12 protein-coding genes and 3 rRNA genes are annotated in these 18,499 nt (G+C 60.2%); all 15 read left to right on the forward strand.

Annotated features, from left to right (window positions below; genetic code table 11):
- The first annotated feature begins 14 nt into the window (after nucleotides 1-14).
- Nucleotides 15-1,175: an acetylornithine transaminase gene (locus CGLAU_RS05975; RefSeq protein ID WP_232507251.1), complete on the forward strand. Its 1,161-nt coding sequence runs from the start codon at nucleotides 15-17 to the stop codon at nucleotides 1,173-1,175.
- Entirely contained in the window at nucleotides 1,176-2,117 is a 942-nt protein-coding gene (gene argF, locus CGLAU_RS05980; protein ID WP_095659900.1) for an ornithine carbamoyltransferase, read from the forward strand. It begins immediately after the preceding gene.
- Nucleotides 2,114-2,611 carry an arginine repressor gene (locus CGLAU_RS05985; RefSeq protein WP_095659901.1) on the forward strand — a complete coding sequence of 166 codons (498 nt, stop codon included), beginning with the start codon at nucleotides 2,114-2,116 and terminating at the stop codon, nucleotides 2,609-2,611. The genes argF and CGLAU_RS05985 overlap by 4 nt, the downstream gene beginning before the upstream one ends.
- A gap of 74 nt (nucleotides 2,612-2,685) precedes the next feature.
- Complete coding sequence (locus CGLAU_RS05990) at nucleotides 2,686-3,891, forward strand: argininosuccinate synthase (RefSeq protein ID WP_095659902.1); 1,206 nt, start codon at nucleotides 2,686-2,688, stop codon at nucleotides 3,889-3,891.
- Nucleotides 3,892-5,337 (forward strand): argininosuccinate lyase, encoded by a 1,446-nt coding sequence (gene argH, locus CGLAU_RS05995; RefSeq protein WP_095659903.1) that lies wholly within the window; start codon nucleotides 3,892-3,894, stop codon nucleotides 5,335-5,337.
- Nucleotides 5,338-5,386: 49 nt separating this feature from the next.
- Entirely contained in the window at nucleotides 5,387-6,586 is a 1,200-nt protein-coding gene (locus tag CGLAU_RS06000) for a hypothetical protein (protein WP_095659904.1), read from the forward strand.
- Complete coding sequence (locus CGLAU_RS06005) at nucleotides 6,583-8,175, forward strand: VWA domain-containing protein (protein WP_095659905.1); 1,593 nt, start codon at nucleotides 6,583-6,585, stop codon at nucleotides 8,173-8,175. The genes CGLAU_RS06000 and CGLAU_RS06005 overlap by 4 nt, the downstream gene beginning before the upstream one ends.
- Nucleotides 8,162-8,818, forward strand: a complete 657-nt coding sequence (locus CGLAU_RS06010) for a hypothetical protein (protein WP_095659906.1) — start codon at nucleotides 8,162-8,164, stop codon at nucleotides 8,816-8,818. The genes CGLAU_RS06005 and CGLAU_RS06010 overlap by 14 nt, the downstream gene beginning before the upstream one ends.
- Nucleotides 8,815-8,997: a Trm112 family protein gene (locus CGLAU_RS06015; protein WP_095659907.1), complete on the forward strand. Its 183-nt coding sequence runs from the start codon at nucleotides 8,815-8,817 to the stop codon at nucleotides 8,995-8,997. The genes CGLAU_RS06010 and CGLAU_RS06015 overlap by 4 nt, the downstream gene beginning before the upstream one ends.
- Nucleotides 8,998-9,050: 53 nt before the next feature.
- On the forward strand, nucleotides 9,051-10,331 hold the full coding sequence (gene tyrS / locus CGLAU_RS06020) for a tyrosine--tRNA ligase (protein WP_095659908.1): 1,281 nt from the start codon (nucleotides 9,051-9,053) through the stop codon (nucleotides 10,329-10,331).
- Between the two features lie 613 nt (nucleotides 10,332-10,944).
- Nucleotides 10,945-12,457, forward strand: a 16S ribosomal RNA gene (locus tag CGLAU_RS06025).
- 497 nt (nucleotides 12,458-12,954) lie between these two features.
- Nucleotides 12,955-16,035, forward strand: a 23S ribosomal RNA gene (locus CGLAU_RS06030).
- A gap of 133 nt (nucleotides 16,036-16,168) precedes the next feature.
- A 5S ribosomal RNA gene (rrf, locus tag CGLAU_RS06035) occupies nucleotides 16,169-16,286 on the forward strand.
- Together the 16S, 23S and 5S rRNA genes form the textbook arrangement of a ribosomal RNA operon.
- Nucleotides 16,287-16,678: 392 nt before the next feature.
- A complete protein-coding gene (locus CGLAU_RS06040; RefSeq protein ID WP_232507225.1) occupies nucleotides 16,679-17,353 on the forward strand; it encodes a hypothetical protein in 675 nt (224 codons plus the stop codon).
- 10 nt (nucleotides 17,354-17,363) lie between these two features.
- A complete protein-coding gene (locus CGLAU_RS06045; RefSeq protein WP_095659909.1) occupies nucleotides 17,364-18,347 on the forward strand; it encodes an HAD-IIA family hydrolase in 984 nt (327 codons plus the stop codon).
- Nucleotides 18,348-18,499: the final 152 nt, after the last annotated feature.

The raw sequence follows: 18,499 nt of genomic DNA on the forward strand, positions 1-18,499 counted from the left end.
GGCAAACCGGGTTGATGAACAACTACGGAACCCCACCCATCGCGCTGGTCAAGGGCGAGGGTGCCACGCTTATCGACGACTCGGGCAACACCTACATCGACCTTCTCGCCGGGATTGCGGTCAACGCGCTCGGCCACGCCCACCCTGCAGTGGTGCAAGCGGTCACCGAGCAGATCAACACCCTCGGCCACGTTTCCAACCTCTTTGCCACTGAACCGGCGGTGAAGGTCGCGGGCGAGCTCGTGCGCCGCTTCGGCGATCCGGATGCGCGGGTGTTCTTCTGCAACTCCGGTGCGGAGGCGAACGAGGCCGCATTCAAGCTTGCACGGTTGACCGGCAAGCGCCGTATCCTTGCCGCCCAGCACGGTTTCCACGGCCGCACCATGGGTGCGCTCGCGCTGACCGGCCAGCCCGACAAGCGCAAGGCCTTCGAGCCAGTGCCGTCTGGCGTCGAGTACTACCCATACGGCGACCTCGACTACCTGCGCAAGCTCGTCGAGGTCAACCCCGCCGACGTCGCCGCGATCTTCCTCGAACCCATCCAGGGGGAAACCGGAGTCATCCCAGCTCCGGAAGGATTCATGGAGGGCATTCGAAAGCTTTGCGACGACCACGCCATCCTCATGGTCGCCGATGAAGTGCAAACCGGCGTCGGCCGCACCGGCGATTTCTTTGCCTTTGAGCACGACCTGCCGGCCGGTGTGCGCCCCGATGTGGTCACCATGGCGAAGGGCCTCGGCGGAGGGCTGCCGATTGGCGCAGTCATCGCGACTGAAGAGGTAGCCAAGACCTTTACGCCGGGTTCGCACGGCACGACATTCGGCGGCAACCCGATTGCGTGTGCGGCAGCGTCCACAGTCCTCGATACCGTCGACGACGCGTTTCTCAGCGAGGTCGTTCGAAAGGGCAAAATTTTCGCCGAAGAACTCCGCGATCTTGACGGGGTGGAGGAAGTGCGCGGCCGGGGGCTGATGCTCGGTGCGGTGCTCAAACGTCCCGTCGCAAAGCAAGCGGTGCCTGCAGGCCTGAAGCACGGGCTGGTGCTGAATGCTCCGAGCGATGCGGTGGTGCGATTCACCCCGCCGCTGGTGATTAGCGACGATGAGCTTGCTGAGGCTGTCCAGCGCCTCGACGCGCTGCTGAATGAGTTGAACAACTCCGAGGAGGAGAATTAGATGCCACGACATTTCTTGGCCGATGACGATCTGGCCCCAGCAGAGCAGGCCGAGGTGCTTGCGCTTGCCGCGGAGATGAAGCGTGAGCCGTACAAGTACCGCCCGCTTGAGGGGCCGCAGTCGGTGGCGGTGCTGTTTGACAAGACGTCGACGCGCACGAGGTTCTCCTTCGCCGCGGGCATCGCGCAGCTCGGTGGGCACGCGATTGTCGCGGAGACCGGCAACTCGCAGATGGGCAAGGGAGAGACCTACCAGGACACCGGTGCGGTGCTGTCGCGTTACGTTTCGGCGATTGTGTGGCGTACCTACGCGCATCAGAACTTGCTGGACATGGCGGAGACTGCGACGGTGCCGCTGGTGAACGCGCTGTCCGACGACCTGCACCCATGCCAGATCCTCGCCGACCTGCAGACCGTGGTAGAGAACCTGTGCCCGGATGAGGGGGCCGCGGGGCTGAAGGGCAAGAAGGCCGTCTACCTCGGTGACGGCGACAACAACATGGCCAACAGCTACCTGCTGGGCTTTGCCACCGCCGGTATGGACATCACCGTCATCGGCCCGGAGGGGTTCCTGCCGCGCCAGGAATTCGTTGAGCGTGCTCAAGCGCGCGCGGCGGAGACGGGTGCAGCGGTGGCGGTGACCTCTGACCTGTCTGCTGTCGAGGGCGCCGGTGTGGTGATTACCGATACTTGGGTGTCCATGGGCATGGAGGACGACGGCAAGGACCGCCGCACTCCGTTTATGCCGTACCAAGTCACCCAGGACGTGATGGACGCGGCAGGCGAGGGCGCGATCTTTTTGCACTGTCTGCCGGCGTACCGCGGTAGCGAAGTCACTGCAGAGGTAATCGATGGCCCCGCCTCGCGCGTGTTTGACGAGGCCGAAAATCGCCTGCACGCACAGAAGGCGCTGCTGACCTGGCTCCTGGAGCACCAGCCGTGACTCAGCCAGTTTCCCGCACGGCGCGCCAGGCCCGCATCCTGGAGCTGCTCTCCAACACACGCGTGTACTCGCAAGGCCAGCTGTCGCAGCTGCTCTTCGACGACGGCATCGATATCACTCAGGCGACACTGTCGCGCGATCTCGACGAGCTGGGGGCGAAGAAGATCCGCCCGCTCGCAGGTGGCCGCGCGTTCTACGCGGTCGGGGATGAGGCCGACGCACTCGAGGACGTAGCCACCGGCCCGCGCGACAAGCTCAACCGCATGATCGATGAGCTGGTGGTCTCGGTGGACTACTCTCACTCAACCGCGGTGCTGCGCACCCCGCCCGGCGCGGCGCAGTACCTCGCCAGCTACATCGACCGCGTCGGCCTCGACCAAGTGGTCGGCTGCATCGCCGGCGACGACACCATCTTCGTGCTGGCCCGCGAACCGCTGAGCGGCCGCGATCTTGCGGAGCAGCTCTTTGCCGGTGCGCCCCGTAAGCACGAGTAACCTAGCAATTCGACACGTTTCTGTAAAACACTTTCTGTGAATCTCAGAATAGAACTCAAAAGGAGCCCATATTCATGACCAACCGCGTCGTTCTCGCGTACTCCGGCGGCCTGGACACCTCCGTCGCCATCCCGTACCTCGCCGAGATGACCGGCGGCGAGGTTATCGCCGTCTCGCTCGACCTCGGCCAGGGCGGTGAGGACATGGAGTCCGTGCGCCAGCGCGCGCTGGACTGCGGTGCCGTCGAATCCATCGTGGTCGACGCCAAGGACGAGTTCGCCGAGGAGTACTGCCTGCCCACCATCAAGGCGAACGGCATGTACATGGGGCAGTACCCTCTGGTCTCCGCGATCTCGCGCCCGCTGATTGTGAAGCACCTCGTTGAGGCAGGCCACCAGTTCGGCGGCACCCACGTGGCCCACGGCTGCACCGGCAAGGGCAACGACCAGGTTCGCTTCGAGGTCGGATTCCTCAACCAGGACCCCAACCTGGAGATTATCGCCCCGGCACGCGACTACGCTTGGACCCGCGACAAGGCGATCGAGTACGCAGAGGGCAAGAACCTGCCGATTGAGCAGTCCGCCGCATCCCCGTTCTCCATCGACCAGAATGTCTGGGGCCGCGCGGTTGAGACCGGCTTCCTTGAGGATTTGTGGAACGCGCCGACGAAGGACCTCTACGCCTACACCGAGGACCCGGCAATGGGCAACGCTCCGGATGAGGTCATCATCTCTTTCGAGGGCGGTAAGCCGGTGGCAATCGACGGCCGCAGCGTCTCCGTGCTCGAGGCAATCGAGGAGCTCAACCGCCGTGCCGGAGCGCAGGGCATCGGCCGCTTGGACATGGTGGAGGATCGCCTGGTGGGCATCAAGTCCCGCGAGATCTACGAGGCCCCGGGCGCAGTCGCACTCATCACCGCGCACAAAGCGCTTGAGGACGTCACCGTCGAGCGCGAGCTCGCCCGCTACAAGCGTCTGGTGGATGCCCGCTGGTCCGAGGAGGTGTACGACGGTCTCTGGTTCGGCCCGCTGAAGCGCTCCCTCGACGCTTTCATCGATTCCACCCAGCAGTACGTCACGGGTGACATCCGGATGGAGCTCCACGCGGGCAAGGCCACGGTCAACGGCCGCCGCTCGAACCACTCTCTCTACGACTTCAACCTGGCCACCTACGACACCGGCGATACCTTTGACCAGACCCTGGCGAAGGGCTTCGTGCGCCTGCACGGCCTGAGCTCCCAGATCGCCAACAAGCGCGACCGCGAGGCGGCTGGGAAGTAAATGGAGCAGCACAAGACCAACGAGGGCGCGCTGTGGGGCGGCCGCTTTTCCGGCGGCCCCAGCGAAGCCATGTTCGCGCTGTCCGTCTCTACCCACTTCGACTGGGTCCTCGCACCATACGATGTGCTTGCATCAAAGGCTCACGCAAAGGTGCTCAACAGGGCAGGTTTGCTTGACGACGATGCGTTGTCCACCATGCTCGCGGGCCTGGACCAACTGGGCGAGGACGTTGCCAACGGCTCCTTCGGGCCGCTCCCGACGGACGAAGACGTCCACGGCGCCATGGAGCGCGGCCTTATCGACCGCGTCGGCCCCGAAATCGGCGGCCGGCTACGTGCCGGACGCTCCCGCAACGATCAGGTCGCTGCGATGTTCCGCATGTGGCTGCGCGATGCCATCCGCGGTGTCGCGCAAGATGTGTCGGACCTGATCGACGCCATCATCGCTCAGGCGAAGGCGCACCCGGATGCAATCATGCCGGGCAAGACCCACTTCCAGGCCGCGCAGCCGATTCTGCTGGCGCACTCCCTGCTCGCTCACGCGCAGCCGCTGTTGAGGGATTTGGAGCGCATCCAGGATTTGGACAAACGCCTCGCCGTTTCGCCGTACGGATCTGGCGCGCTCGCAGGGTCGTCGCTGCAGCTCGACCCGGAGGCCATTGCGGAAGAACTTGGTTTCGCATCCTCCGCCGACAACTCGCTCGACGGCACGGCCTCACGCGATTTCGCAGCAGAAGCGGCGTACGTGCTTGCCCAGATCGCGGTTGACCTCTCGCGTTTCGCCGAGGAGATTATCGCCTGGTGCACCCCGGAGTTCGGCTACGTCACGTTGGACGACGCCTGGTCGACCGGCTCATCGATCATGCCGCAGAAGAAGAACCCGGATGTCGCCGAGCTTGCGCGTGGCAAGTCTGGCCGGCTCATTGGCAACCTCGCCGGTCTTATGGCGACGCTGAAAGCACAACCGCTGGCGTACAACCGCGACCTGCAGGAAGACAAGGAACCGGTTATCGATTCGGTGACGCAGCTGCGCGTGCTGCTGCCGGCGTTCACCGGTCTCGTTGGCACTCTGACGTTCCACGAGGATCGGATGCGCGAACTTGCACCTGCGGGCTACACGCTGGCGACTGACCTCGCGGAGTGGATGGTGCGCCAAGGCGTGCCGTTCCGCGAAGCGCACGAGGCTTCCGGGGCGTGCGTGCGGATCGCTGAGAGCCGAGGCGTTGGCCTTGACGAGCTCAGTGATGAGGAGCTCGCAAGCGTCGACAAGCGACTGCAACCTGAGGTCCGTGAGGTGCTGACTGTCGATGGTGCGGTTGCTTCGCGCGCGACTCGCGGCGGGACCGCGAAGGTGCGCGTGGAGGAACAGCGGGACCGCGTGGTAGAAGCGAACGCGCAGTTCCGTGCGTGGGCCACACGGCCGGTGCGGGGAGAGAAGCCCCAGTAACTGCCCAAGAAACACAGCGCACGTGTGACGTGCACTCTACGATAAAGCCATGAGTGTTCCGAGCAGTGCGGGTAGTGCGGACACCAAGCGCGGCGGACGCGTTCTTACCGTCGTACTTGGTGTCCTTCTCGTTGTTGTGGTGGCAGCGGCGATCATTCTTGGCCGTGGCGGGGGACTGCTTGGAAGGGGAAACAAGGACACCGGAAGCTCCGGCTTTGGGGACCGCGGCGGCGTGACGCAAGTGCATGGCGTGGTGGGTTCTGAAAAACGCTTGTACTTTGAAGACCCGGATGTGGTCAATCGGTTGCGTGAGCTCGGCTACGAAGTGAGTTTCTCGACGGCGGGCTCGCGAACCATTGCGACGCGGACCGATCTGTCTTCGCTGGACTTCGTGTCCCCGTCGTCGGCGCCCGCGACGCAGAAGGTGCGCGAGCAAAACAACGGCTACACGGTGGAGTACCCGTTCTTCACGCCGATGGCGGTGGCGAGCTGGCAGCCGATTGCGGACATTCTTGAAGCTGAAGGAGTGGTGCGCAAGGAAAACGGCGGGTACGTCCTCGACATTGCCAAGTACGTCGACTTGGCGCAGTCGGGTAAACGTTGGCGCGATTTCGGCGACACGTTCCCTTCGCCACGCACCGTGCAGATCCGCACCACCGACATCCGCACCTCGAATTCGGCCGCGATGTATCTCTCGGTGCTTGCGTGGGAGTTCGCGGAGCGGGAGCCGAACCGCGACAACGACATCGGCTACCTGGTGGACAAGATCACGCCGTTCTTTACGGGGCAGGGTTACTCGGAGTCGTCGTCTGCTGGCCCGTTTGCCGAATATTTGAGCCAAGGAATGGGCGCGGCACCAATGGTGATGATTTACGAGGCGCAGTTCATCGGTGAGCAAATGCGTCCGAACTCGCGCATCCGCAACGATATGGTGCTGTTCCACCTCAGCCCGACGGTGCTGGCGAACCACGGCGTGGTTGGCATCACCCCGGAGGGCCAGGAGCTGGCACGTCTCTTGGCTAACGACCCGGAGCTACAGCAGCTCGCTGCGCGGCACGGGTTCCGCCCGGCTAACCACGGTTCGCTCGCTGATGAGATGTCCAAGCAGGGTTTGAATCCGCCATCGGATTACGTCAATTCGGTGGACCCGCCACAGTATGATCGCCTGGAACAGCTTATCGACGGTGTGGGCACCCGCTATGGCACCCTTTCCCCTCCGCCGCCGGAAGATGGAGACGAACAGCAATGAAAAAGCTCTGGATTTTGATCCTCGCGCTGCTGAGCTCAATGGCGCTGGCCGCGTGTGCCGATGACGGTGCGAGCGAAGGCGGCGGGGGTTCTAGCGGTGGGCAGCGCAGCGGCTCGCAGGATGCCCTCACGATCGTGGCGGCTACCGAACTTATGGACCTGGAGCCCGTTGTGCAGCGAGCGTCGGACGACCTCGGGTTCGACATTGAGCTCCAGTTCCCAGCCGGCACTCTCGAGAATTCCGAGAACCTGAAGCTGGGTAACTTCGACAGCACGGTCGACGCGACCTGGTTTGCCACCAACCGTTACGTCAACCTCATCGGCGCGTCCGACAAGCTGGCGGATGAGACCAAGATTGCAACGAGCCCAGTGGCGTTCGGCGTGTGGGACGAAGCGGCGAAGCGTCTCGGCTGGGACACGAATCAGCCGACCTGGGCAGACTTTGCCAAAGCGGCGCAAGCCGGGGATTTCACCTTCGGTATGACCAACCCGGCAGCGTCCAACTCAGGCTTTTCGGCGTTGGTGTCGGTGTCCACCGCCCTCGCAGACACCGGTGCGGCGATCACCCCCCAGGACCTCGATCGCGTGGCATCGACTCTGGAAGAGCTCTTCCAGGCGCAAACGCTGGTGTCCGGTTCCTCCGGCTGGCTCGCCGACGCGTTCGTCGCCGACCCAGAAAAGGCCGACGCGATCGTGAACTACGAGTCCACGCTGCATCAGCTGCGCGCCGAGGGTCTGCCGATCCAGGTGATTGTGCCGCGTGACGGTGTCGTCTCCGCCGACTACCCGCTGTCGACCCTCGCGCAACCGGCGAACCCGAATGCGTCTGAACAAGTGCGTCAGTTGGCCGACTGGCTGCTCGAACACCAGGAAGACATCGCGCAGACCTTCCGCCGACCGGTGGAGCAAGTCTCGAATATGCCTGCCGAGCTGGCTAGCCAGCAGGCGATTGAGCTGCCGTTCCCGGCGAACCAAAGCGTGGTCGACGAGCTGCTCTTCGCCTACAACAACCAGTATCGTCAGCCCGGAACCACCATGTTCATCCTGGATGCCTCCGGATCTATGGAGGGCGATCGCATCCAGGCACTCAAGGACACCATGAATTCGCTTATCGACGGCTCCGCCGCGAATCTAGTCGGCGATGTGTCCCTCCGCGACCGCGAAACTGTGACCCTGCTGTCCTTCGACGATCAGCCGAACCCGCCGGTGACGGTCGAGTACAACCGCGACAACGAGGCATCGGTGGATCAACTCAGTGCGTACGTCGACGGAATCGTGGCAAGCGGTGGCACTGCAATGTACCCGGCGTTGCTGGAAGCCCTGAATGGGATCGATACCTCGAACGGCATTCCGTCGATAGTCCTGCTCAGCGACGGCGAGGCCAACTTCGGCCCCGACTTCCGCGGGTTCACCGAAATCTACAACGGGCTCCCGGAGGACAAGCGCAGCGTGCCGATTTTCATCATCTTGTACGGCGAGGCGAACGTCGCGGAGATGAATCAACTGGCAGAACTGACGGGAGGGGCGGTGTTCGACGCGTTGAACGGCGACCTCGAGGCAGCATTTAAGGAGATTCGTGGTTTCCAGTAGTTCGAGCGGTACCCCAGGTGGCTTTCAAAGCTTCCTCGTCTCGAGGAGGAACCAGGTTGGCCTGCTTTTGGCCATTTTGGTGGTAACCCTGCACATTGCACTCGGCCTAGGCTTCCTGTGGCCGGTTGCCGCTGCTGCGGCCTACGGTGCAGGAGTGGCTCTGACCCCGCCTGCGAAACCGAAGGAGCTGCCGCCTCCACCGATCACGCCGACCCCGATCGTGCTCGAGGATGCAATGCGCGAAACTTCCGGCCGGCTCTTTAAGGCAGGTCCACCGAGCGCGGTCGTGAACCAGGTCAAGGAGCTCGAGGCGAACATCCGCTTTGTGCTCAAGGAATGGGACCATCTGCAACCCACACCTGAGCACCGACAGACGATGTGGAACGTGGTCAAGGTCTACTACCCGGAGGTGATCAGCACCTACCTCGACGTGCCACAGTTCCGTGATGAGGCAGCAGTCAGCGTCGTGGTGGATTCGCTGACCACACTTACCAATGCGGTCGCTCGGATCAAGAAGGGCATCCTGGACGACAACCTGCGGGCCATGGATTCGCAGGCCCAGTTCCTTCGCGGTGAATTCGGCGCACTGCCGGGGTTGGACGACGACCTGTCTGGGTCAGCCGGGTACGATAAACAGCCATGAGCCTCGACCCCCAGCTGTTAGACATTCTTGTGTGCCCCCAAGACAAGGGGCCACTGAGATACAGCGAAGAGGAACAGTTGCTTATCAACGAGCGGCTCGGAATCGCGTACCGCATCGACGAGGGCATTCCCGTTTTGCTTATCGACGAAGCGCAGCCCCATCCAGCCGCGTCGAACTAACCCCTTGCCGCATTTCCGCCAACGAATATGCAACGAAAGAGTGTGATCTGTTCATGACAACTCCCGCCAACATCGTCGATGAGATCGAATGGCGCGGCCTGATTAACCAGTCAACCGACCTGGATGCGCTGCGGGAGACGACGAAGAACTCAATCACGTTGTACTGCGGCTTCGACCCGACAGGGCCCTCACTCCACGCCGGGCACTTGGTTCCGCTTCTGATGCTTCGGCGCTTCCAGATGGCGGGGCACCGCCCGGTCGTTCTCGCGGGCGGTGCGACAGGCATGATCGGCGACCCTCGTGACGTGGGGGAGCGGACGCTGAACTCCGAGGACACTGTGAAAGAGTGGGCTGACCGCATTGCCGGCCAGCTTTCCCGTTTTGTCTCTTTCGAGGGAGAGAACGCAGCGTTGTTGGTCAACAACAACGACTGGACGCAGGACCTGTCAGTGATTGAGTTCCTGCGTGACATTGGAAAGCACTTTTCCCTCTCCACCATGCTTGGTCGCGAGACGGTGAAGCGCCGCCTTGAGTCTGATGGCATCTCCTACACCGAGTTCTCGTACATGCTGCTGCAGGCGAATGACTTCGTGCAGCTGCGTCGCGAGTACGACTGTGTGCTGCAGGTCGGTGGCGGAGATCAGTGGGGCAACCTCGTCGCCGGCGTCGACTTGAACCGAAGGATGGATGGCGAGTCTGTGCACGCGCTGACCGTTCCGCTGGTCACTGACTCGGAGGGCAAGAAGTTTGGCAAGTCCACCGGCGGTGGTTCGCTGTGGCTCGATCCAGAGATGACGAGCCCGTACACCTGGTACCAGTACTTCTTGAACACCGCGGACGCGGATGTGATTCGTTACTTGCGCTGGTTCACCTTCGTTGATCAGGAGGAGCTGAGCCGTCTCGAGGATGAGGTCACCGAACGCCCGTTCAAGCGGGAAGCGCAGCGGCGCCTCGCCCAGGAGATGACAGACCTGGTGCATGGGGAGCAGGCACGCCGTGGCGCCGAACTCGCTGCACAGGCGTTGTTCGGGAAGGCGGAGCTGGCCGATCTGGACGAGAGCACTCTCGCAGCCGCGGTCTCCGAGACTGGCGTTTACGAAACCCGGGCAGCGGAGAGCGAAAACATTGTTGACTTGCTAGTGGGCACCGGACTCGCTGATTCGAAGGGAGCGGCGCGTCGTTCCATCAAGGAGGGTGGCGTCTACGTGAATAACCAGCGAGTTGAAGCCGAGGAATGGACACCGCAGGTCAGTGACTTTCTGCATGGTTCGTGGCTGGTTCTGCGTCGCGGAAAGAAGAACTTCGCGGGTGTCAAACTCGTTGAAACGGCATAAATGAGCGTTGTGCTGCGGGTTTGTGCTTTCTAGCCGCACCTGGCTATTGTTTCTTCTCGCCGCCAAGGAGCAAAGCATAGCGATGCAAAGCTTGGTGGTCGACATAAGGGAAGAAATTCGAACAACGAAGAGTTGACTTGAATGGATTCCATAAGTAATGTTGTATAAGCCGCTTTCGCAGGCAGATCGAATGATCTAGTCGGCGGGGTGTGCGTGTGTTGTTTGAGAACTCGATAGTGTGCCAATGCATTTTTTGTTTGTGAACTTTTGCGTTGTGTGGTGTGTTTGTGGTTGGTGCTTGCTGCCCCTAGCTGTTTGTGTGGGGTGGTTGGTGTGTGCCGGTCATCATGGCCTTGAACCAATGATTGGGGCTTGTGGTGTGCTGGTGAAAAGCTACACAGCATCATGCGTGTGATGGTTTCACGAGTAGTTTTTTTAAAACTGTGTTGTTTGTTGGTTTTTCCTCGTCGGATACAACAAGCAGACACGAAGGTAATTTTTGGATAGCCAGTCCAGCACGGTTTTGTGTTGGGTGGTTTGTTTTGGTTGGGTATTGGGCTTTTCACGGCCTGTTTCTTCTGAAACACGCACTGGGCAGTTATTGTTTGGTGTTTTTGTGGAGAGTTTGATCCTGGCTCAGGATGAACGCTGGCGGCGTGCTTAACACATGCAAGTCGAACGGAAAGGCCGAAGCTTGCTTTGGTACTCGAGTGGCGAACGGGTGAGTAACACGTGGGTGATCTGCCCTGCACTTTGGGATAAGCCTGGGAAACTGGGTCTAATACCGGATAGGACCACGGTGTGGTGATCGTGGTGGAAAGTTTTTTCGGTGTGGGATGAGCTCGCGGCCTATCAGCTTGTTGGTGGGGTAATGGCCTACCAAGGCGTCGACGGGTAGCCGGCCTGAGAGGGTGTACGGCCACATTGGGACTGAGATACGGCCCAGACTCCTACGGGAGGCAGCAGTGGGGAATATTGCACAATGGGCGCAAGCCTGATGCAGCGACGCCGCGTGGGGGATGACGGCCTTCGGGTTGTAAACTCCTTTCGCCAAAGACGAATTTTGACGGTATTTGGAGAAGAAGCACCGGCTAACTACGTGCCAGCAGCCGCGGTAATACGTAGGGTGCGAGCGTTGTCCGGAATTACTGGGCGTAAAGAGCTCGTAGGTGGTTTGTCGCGTCGTTTGTGGAATACCGGGGCTTAACTTCGGGGTTGCATACGATACGGGCATAACTTGAGTGCTGTAGGGGAGACTGGAATTCCTGGTGTAGCGGTGAAATGCGCAGATATCAGGAGGAACACCGATGGCGAAGGCAGGTCTCTGGGCAGTAACTGACGCTGAGGAGCGAAAGCATGGGGAGCGAACAGGATTAGATACCCTGGTAGTCCATGCCGTAAACGGTGGGCGCTAGGTGTGAGTCCCTTCCACGGGGTTCGTGCCGTAGCTAACGCATTAAGCGCCCCGCCTGGGGAGTACGGCCGCAAGGCTAAAACTCAAAGGAATTGACGGGGGCCCGCACAAGCGGCGGAGCATGTGGATTAATTCGATGCAACGCGAAGAACCTTACCTGGGCTTGACATACACCAGATCGCCGCAGAGATGTGGTTTCCCTTGTGGTTGGTGTACAGGTGGTGCATGGTTGTCGTCAGCTCGTGTCGTGAGATGTTGGGTTAAGTCCCGCAACGAGCGCAACCCTTGTCTTATGTTGCCAGCATGTTGTGGTGGGGACTCATGAGAGACTGCCGGGGTTAACTCGGAGGAAGGTGGGGATGACGTCAAATCATCATGCCCCTTATGTCCAGGGCTTCACACATGCTACAATGGTCGGTACAACGCGCTTGCGAGCCTGTGAGGGTGAGCGAATCGCTCTAAAGCCGGTCGTAGTTCGGATTGGGGTCTGCAACTCGACCCCATGAAGTCGGAGTCGCTAGTAATCGCAGATCAGCAACGCTGCGGTGAATACGTTCCCGGGCCTTGTACACACCGCCCGTCACGTCATGAAAGTTGGTAACACCCGAAGCCAGTGGCCTGTCAAAAGGAGCTGTCGAAGGTGGGATCGGCGATTGGGACGAAGTCGTAACAAGGTAGCCGTACCGGAAGGTGCGGCTGGATCACCTCCTTTCTAAGGAGCAGTACTTTAAACAAACCCTGCAGTTGCAGGGTGTGGTGGTTGAGGTTGCCGTGGGTGCGCCTGCCACCGAATACATTTGCAAAATATCCGGGTGGTCACATACCGGCGGGTGGCTTCAGAAACGTCGCCCGCGTTGGAGATGTCACGAGTGCACCGATGTATCAACGGGGGTTCATAAACATACGCGTTGGCATGCTGTTGGGTGTCTGGAACAACACACCGTTTGTGTGCACTGTGTGTGCATGGTGTGGTGTTCTTGTGGCCCGCATAGTCCTGGACGCAGCCGGTGGTTGTGTGTGGGGTGTGTGGGTGTGGTGTGTGAGAACTGGAGAGTGGACGCGAGCATGAACCAATCAATTGCCTGGCTCCTTGTGTGGGGTTGGGGTTGGTTGGGTAGTGTTTTTTTCTTTCTTTTTTGTGTGTTGCCCGCGCATATTCTGCTGTCACCTTTTGTTGTGGTGGTGGGGTGTGTGTGGGTGTTGTTTAGTGTGTTTTGTTTTAAGGGCGTACGGTGGATGCCTTGGCATGCTGGGCCGATGAAGGACGTGTGAGGCTGCGTTATGCCTCGGGGAGTTGCCAACTAAGCGTTGATCCGAGGATGTCCGAATGGGGAAACCCAGCCGTCGTTGTGGGCGGTTACCTGCAGGTGAATGCATAGCCTGTGTGGGGGTTGACGCGGGGAAGTGAAACATCTCAGTACCCGTAGGAGAAGAAAACAAGTGTGATTCCGTGTGTAGTGGCGAGCGATAGCGGATGAGGCTAAACCATGTGTGTGTGAGACCTGGCAGGGGTTGCATGCGTGGGGTTGTGGGGTATGACCGTGGCAGGCTGTCAACTGTCGCATCATGTGTTGTGTGTTAGCGGAAGTGTCTGGGATGGCACACCGGAGTAGGTGATGAGTCCTGTACGTGAAGGCGCACATGCGTGGTGTGGTCATTTTGCCCCGAGTAGCAGCGGGCTCGTGGAATCTGCTGTGAATCTACCGGGACCACCCGGTAAGCCTAAATACTCAGTGTGACCGATAGCGGATGAAGTACCGTGAGGGAATGGTGAAAAGTACCCCGGGAGGGGAGTGAAAGAGTTCCTGAAACCGTGCGCTGACAATCCGTCAGAGCACCTCTTGTGTGTGATGGCGTGCCTTTTGAAGAATGAGCCTGCGAGTTAGCGGCATGTCGCGAGATTAACCAGTTGGTTGGGGAGTCGTAGCGAAAGCGAATCCGAAATGGGTGCCTTTTAGTGGCATGTCCTAGACCCGAAGCGGGGTGATCTACCCATGGCCAGTGTGAAGCAGCTGTAAGAGGTTGTGGAGGCGCGAACCCACTTAGGTTGAAAACTGAGGGGATGAGTTGTGGGTAGGGGTGAAAGGCCAATCAAACTCCGTGATAGCTGGTTCTCCCCGAAATGCATTTAGGTGCAGCGTTGTGTGTGTTTGCCGGAGGTAGAGCTACTGGTTGGTTGAGCGGGACTATCATCTTAGCAATGTCAGCCAAACTCCGAATGCCGGTGAAACCTAGCACGGCAGTGAGACTGTGGGGGATAAGCTTCATAGTCGAGAGGGAAACAGCCCAGATCGCCGGTTAAGGCCCCTAAGGGTGTACTAAGTGGAAAAGGATGTGGGATCGCGAAGACAGCCAGGAGGTTGGCTTAGAAGCAGCCATCCTTGAAAGAGTGCGTAATAGCTCACTGGTCGAGTGGTTTCGCGCCGACAATTTAGTGGGGCTCAAGTACACCGCCGAAGCCGCGGCAACGTTTTTGCGTTGGGTAGGGGAGCGTCGTGCATGGGGTGAAGCTGTACTGGAAGGGGCAGTGGACTGTGTGCGAGTGAGAATGCAGGCATGAGTAACGAATGGCAAGTGAGAATCTTGCCCGCCGAATGACGAAGGGTTCCTGGGTCAAGTTCGTCTTCCCAGGGTGAGTCGGGTCCTAAGGCGAGGCCGACAGGCGTAGTCGATGGTCAACGGGTTGATATTCCCGTACCCGTGTATCCGCGCCCAGTATCGAAGCGGTGAGACTAACCACCCAGAGCCGTACTGACAGCATCCTTGTGGGTGCCTGTGGTGTGGTGATGCGTGGGGCCTGATCCGTGGTAGGTCAGTGATGGGGTGACGCAGAGTGGTAGCCAAGCCACGTATTTGGATTGTGGTGCAAGCGTGCAGCACGACGGCTTGTCAAATGCGGCCGTCAGAAGGTGTGAGGCGTGATGCGTAGCCCAAAAGGGGTGATGTTGGTGATCCTGTGCTGCCGAGAAAAGCCTCTAGCGATGTGGATAGACGGCCCGTACCCGAAACCGACACAGGTTGTCAGGTAGAGCATACTCAGGCGAGCGGGTGAACTGTGGTTAAGGAACTCGGCAAAATGCCCCCGTAACTTCGGGAGAAGGGGGACCACACCTGGTGCGAAACACATGCGGTTTCAAGCTGGTGGTGGTCGCAGAGAAGAGAGGGGAGCGACTGTTTATCAAAAACACAGGTCCGTGCGAAGACGATGAAGTTGATGTATACGGACTGACGCCTGCCCGGTGCTGGAAGGTTAAGAGGACCTGTTAGGTGAGTTTCACCGAAGCGGAGAATTTAAGCCCCAGTAAACGGCGGTGGTAACTATAACCATCCTAAGGTAGCGAAATTCCTTGTCGGGTAAGTTCCGACCTGCACGAATGGCGTAACGACTCCCCTGCTGTCTCAACCACAGGCCCGGTGAAATTGCACTACGAGTAAAGATGCTCGTTACGCGCGGCAGGACGAAAAGACCCCGGGACCTTCACTACAGCTTGGTATTGGTGTTCGGTGCGGTTTGTGTAGGATAGGTGGGAGACTGTGAAGTAGCCACGCCAGTGGCCCGTGGAGTCGTTGTTGAAATACCACTCTGACCGTAGTGGATACCTGAACCTTGGCCCATGATCTGGGTTGGGGACAGTGCCTGGTGGGTAGTTTAACTGGGGCGGTTGCCTCCCAAAATGTAACGGAGGCGCCCAAAGGTTCCCTCAGCCTGGTTGGCAATCAGGTGCAAGAGTGTAAGTGCACAAGGGAGCTTGACTGCGAGACTTACCAGTCGAGCAGGGACGAAAGTCGGGACTAGTGATCCGGCACCTACTTGTGGATGTGGTGTCGCTCAACGGATAAAAGGTACCCCGGGGATAACAGGCTGATCTTCCCCAAGAGTCCATATCGACGGGATGGTTTGGCACCTCGATGTCGGCTCGTCGCATCCTGGGGCTGGAGTAGGTCCCAAGGGTTGGGCTGTTCGCCCATTAAAGCGGCACGCGAGCTGGGTTCAGAACGTCGTGAGACAGTTCGGTCTCTATCCGCCGCGCGCGTTGAAACTTGAAAAAGGCTGTCCCTAGTACGAGAGGACCGGGACGGACGTACCTCTGGTGTGCCAGTTGTTCCGCCAGGAGCAGCGCTGGTTAGCTACGTACGGAAAGGATAACCGCTGAAAGCATCTAAGCGGGAAGCCTGTTTTAAGATGAGGTTTCATAGGTTCCCCAAAGACGATGGGGTTGATAGGCCGGAACTGTACCCACAGTAATGTGGTCAGGCGACCGGTACTAATACACCAAAACCAAAACACCAACACAAACCAGCAGAACAAACCTGCACCGCACCGCGTCCATTCTCCGGTATCTGACACACCACACCACCCCAACCAACAGGGGGGACCCCAACCAAGGGGACACAACAGTGTGGGGCCAACAACCACAAATGTGTCGGTAGTTGATAGCGGCGGGGAAACGCCCGGACCCATTCCGAACCCGGAAGCTAAGCCCGCCCGCGCCGATGGTACTGCACCCGGGAGGGTGTGGGAGAGTAGGTTACCGCCGACCCAACAACTTCACAACAACCACCTGCGACCGGTCACCCGCCAACACCACGGCGAGCGACCGGTCGCAGGCATTTCTAACGCCGAGGCTGCCCGTGGGGAGCTGACTCCTTGCGCGCCCTCTTCACAGTAGATGTCGCCTGCACTTCTATAATGAGTTGAAATCTACGGAAAGGTCTCTCAATGTCGGAACCGGATAGCCGTCCCGCGGGCCAGTCGGATAACGGAGGTGGCCGACCCCAGCGGGGTGAAGGACAGCGTCGCAATCGCGAGGGCCAGGGTGGCGGTGGGCGTGAGAACCGCCGGCCGAATCGGAGTGGCAAGAACCGAGGTCGCGACGACCGGGTTCGGCACAACCGCTCTAACCCCGTCAGACAGGGCTATCGGGAAGACCGCATGGCGCAGCGGCTATCCGAACCTGATCTCCCTGAAGGCCTTGATATCAGCGAGCTCGATCCATCGGTAATCCAGGACTTGCGTGTTCTGTCGAAGGACAATGCGGATCGCGTGGCAAAGCACATGCTGATGGCGGCGGAGCTGCTTGAGGATGAGCCTCAGCTCGCGCTGCGACACGCAAGGGCCGCCAAGAATCGTGCTGGGCGCGTGGGCGTCGTCCGCGAGACAAACGGAGTGGTTGCGTACCACGCCGGTGAGTGGAAGGAAGCGCTTTCCGAGCTGAGAGCAGCGCGGCGTATGTCCGGTGGCCCCGGATTGCTTGCAGTGATGGCGGATGCCGAGCGTGGTCTCGGACGCCCGGAGAAGGCGTTGGAACTCGGCCGATCCCCTGAGGCTTCCGAACTGGGAGTTGAGGATCGAATTGAGCTTGCCATCGTGCTTGCGGGCGCCCGCCATGATCTCGGTCAGCACGAGTCGGCACTAGCAACACTGGAACGTTTCCGACCTTCGCTTGATTCTGAGGGTGAAACGCAAGCCCGTCTTTCGTATGCGTACGCGGAGGCGCTCCTGGCGCTCGATCGGAAATCAGAGGCGAAAACGTGGTTCGAGCACGTTGCCCGCATCGATGAAGAAGGGCTAACCGATGCCGACGAGCGCGTTGCTGAACTAAGCTAGGGTCAAGATCATGGCTTTGGTTGATAACCATGACGCGATCTTCCTTGACCTCGATGGGACGGTGTGGGAAGGCGGGAACGCGCTGCCCCATGCCGTTGAGGCAATCAACGCTGTTTCGGCACCTGCTCTCTACATCACCAACAACGCTTCGCGGAGCGCAGAGCAAGTTGCGGTGATGCTTCGCGAGATTGGGCTTCGTGCAGAGTCTGCCGACGTGCTTACCTCAGCTCAGGCGGCGTTGCAGTTGGCGGCATCCCACCTCGATCCCGGCGATAGTGTCCTTGTCTTGGGGGCGGAATCTTTCCGGGATCTCGTGGTTGCCGCAGGCTACCACGCTGTGGATTCGGCGGATGAAGAGCCGAAGGTCGTTCTTCAAGGACACAACCCAGACACGGGCTGGCGGCAGCTGTCCGAAGCAGCACTCGCGATCCGAAACGGTGCGACTTACCTTGCGTCGAACTTGGATACTTCGCTGCCCTCAGAGCGCGGGCTGATGGTGGGTAACGGCTCGATGGTCGCGGCCGTCACCTCCGCGACCGGTGTGGTCCCACAAGCTGCTGGGAAGCCAGAACCAGCTATGTTCCTGCAGGCAGCCAACTCGGTCGGTGCCACGCGCCCGCTTGCAGTCGGTGACCGGCTGGATACAGACATCGCCGGAGCCGTGGCTGCGGGCATCCCGGTGTTGCATGTAGCCACGGGAGTCTCCGGGCCCATCGCTCTTCTGGAGGCGCCAAAAGAATTGCGTCCTACGTACGTCGCAGAGGATCTCCGCTCGTTGCACGCTGAGGCTGAGGATCTACGACCGGGACGGCAGGGCGGGTTCAGTGCCCGAGTTGATGGCAATGACATCATTCTGAGCCACGGCAAGGAAGGCGCGACCGGTATGCAGGCGCTGCGCACCGTCCTCGAAGTCGCTTGGTTGATGGAGACTCCTCCTGAACTCGTCCGCCCAAACTCCGAGGCTGCTGAAGCAGCGACGGCCAACTGGTGGTGACCACCGTGACCGCACCCAAGCCCCACGATCCACGTGCTCCCCGCGTCTCCGTCGAGGATCTCAGAGAGCAAGTACGCGAAGTCCTGTCGGAACCTACAGAGGACCTTGCCGCAGAGTTAGAGCAACTTTCTAAGACACATGCGCTGCTGCAC

Source organism: Corynebacterium glaucum (genome assembly GCF_002287505.1).
GTDB classification, from domain to species: Bacteria; Actinomycetota; Actinomycetes; order Mycobacteriales; family Mycobacteriaceae; genus Corynebacterium; species Corynebacterium glaucum.

What these genes read in the sequence shown, in the direction of transcription:
- CGLAU_RS05990 (WP_095659902.1), top strand. Translation starts at nt 2,686, where the DNA reads ATGACCAACCGCGTCGTTCTCGCGTACTCCGGCGGCCTGGACACCTCC.
- CGLAU_RS05975 (WP_232507251.1), top strand. Translation starts at nt 15, where the DNA reads ATGAACAACTACGGAACCCCACCCATCGCGCTGGTCAAGGGCGAGGGT.
- CGLAU_RS06045 (WP_095659909.1), top strand. Translation starts at nt 17,364, where the DNA reads ATGGCTTTGGTTGATAACCATGACGCGATCTTCCTTGACCTCGATGGG.
- tyrS (WP_095659908.1), top strand. Translation starts at nt 9,051, where the DNA reads ATGACAACTCCCGCCAACATCGTCGATGAGATCGAATGGCGCGGCCTG.
- CGLAU_RS06005 (WP_095659905.1), top strand. Translation starts at nt 6,583, where the DNA reads ATGAAAAAGCTCTGGATTTTGATCCTCGCGCTGCTGAGCTCAATGGCG.
- CGLAU_RS06040 (WP_232507225.1), top strand. Translation starts at nt 16,679, where the DNA reads ATGGCGCAGCGGCTATCCGAACCTGATCTCCCTGAAGGCCTTGATATC.
- argF (WP_095659900.1), top strand. Translation starts at nt 1,176, where the DNA reads ATGCCACGACATTTCTTGGCCGATGACGATCTGGCCCCAGCAGAGCAG.
- argH (WP_095659903.1), top strand. Translation starts at nt 3,892, where the DNA reads ATGGAGCAGCACAAGACCAACGAGGGCGCGCTGTGGGGCGGCCGCTTT.
- CGLAU_RS06015 (WP_095659907.1), top strand. Translation starts at nt 8,815, where the DNA reads ATGAGCCTCGACCCCCAGCTGTTAGACATTCTTGTGTGCCCCCAAGAC.
- CGLAU_RS06000 (WP_095659904.1), top strand. Translation starts at nt 5,387, where the DNA reads ATGAGTGTTCCGAGCAGTGCGGGTAGTGCGGACACCAAGCGCGGCGGA.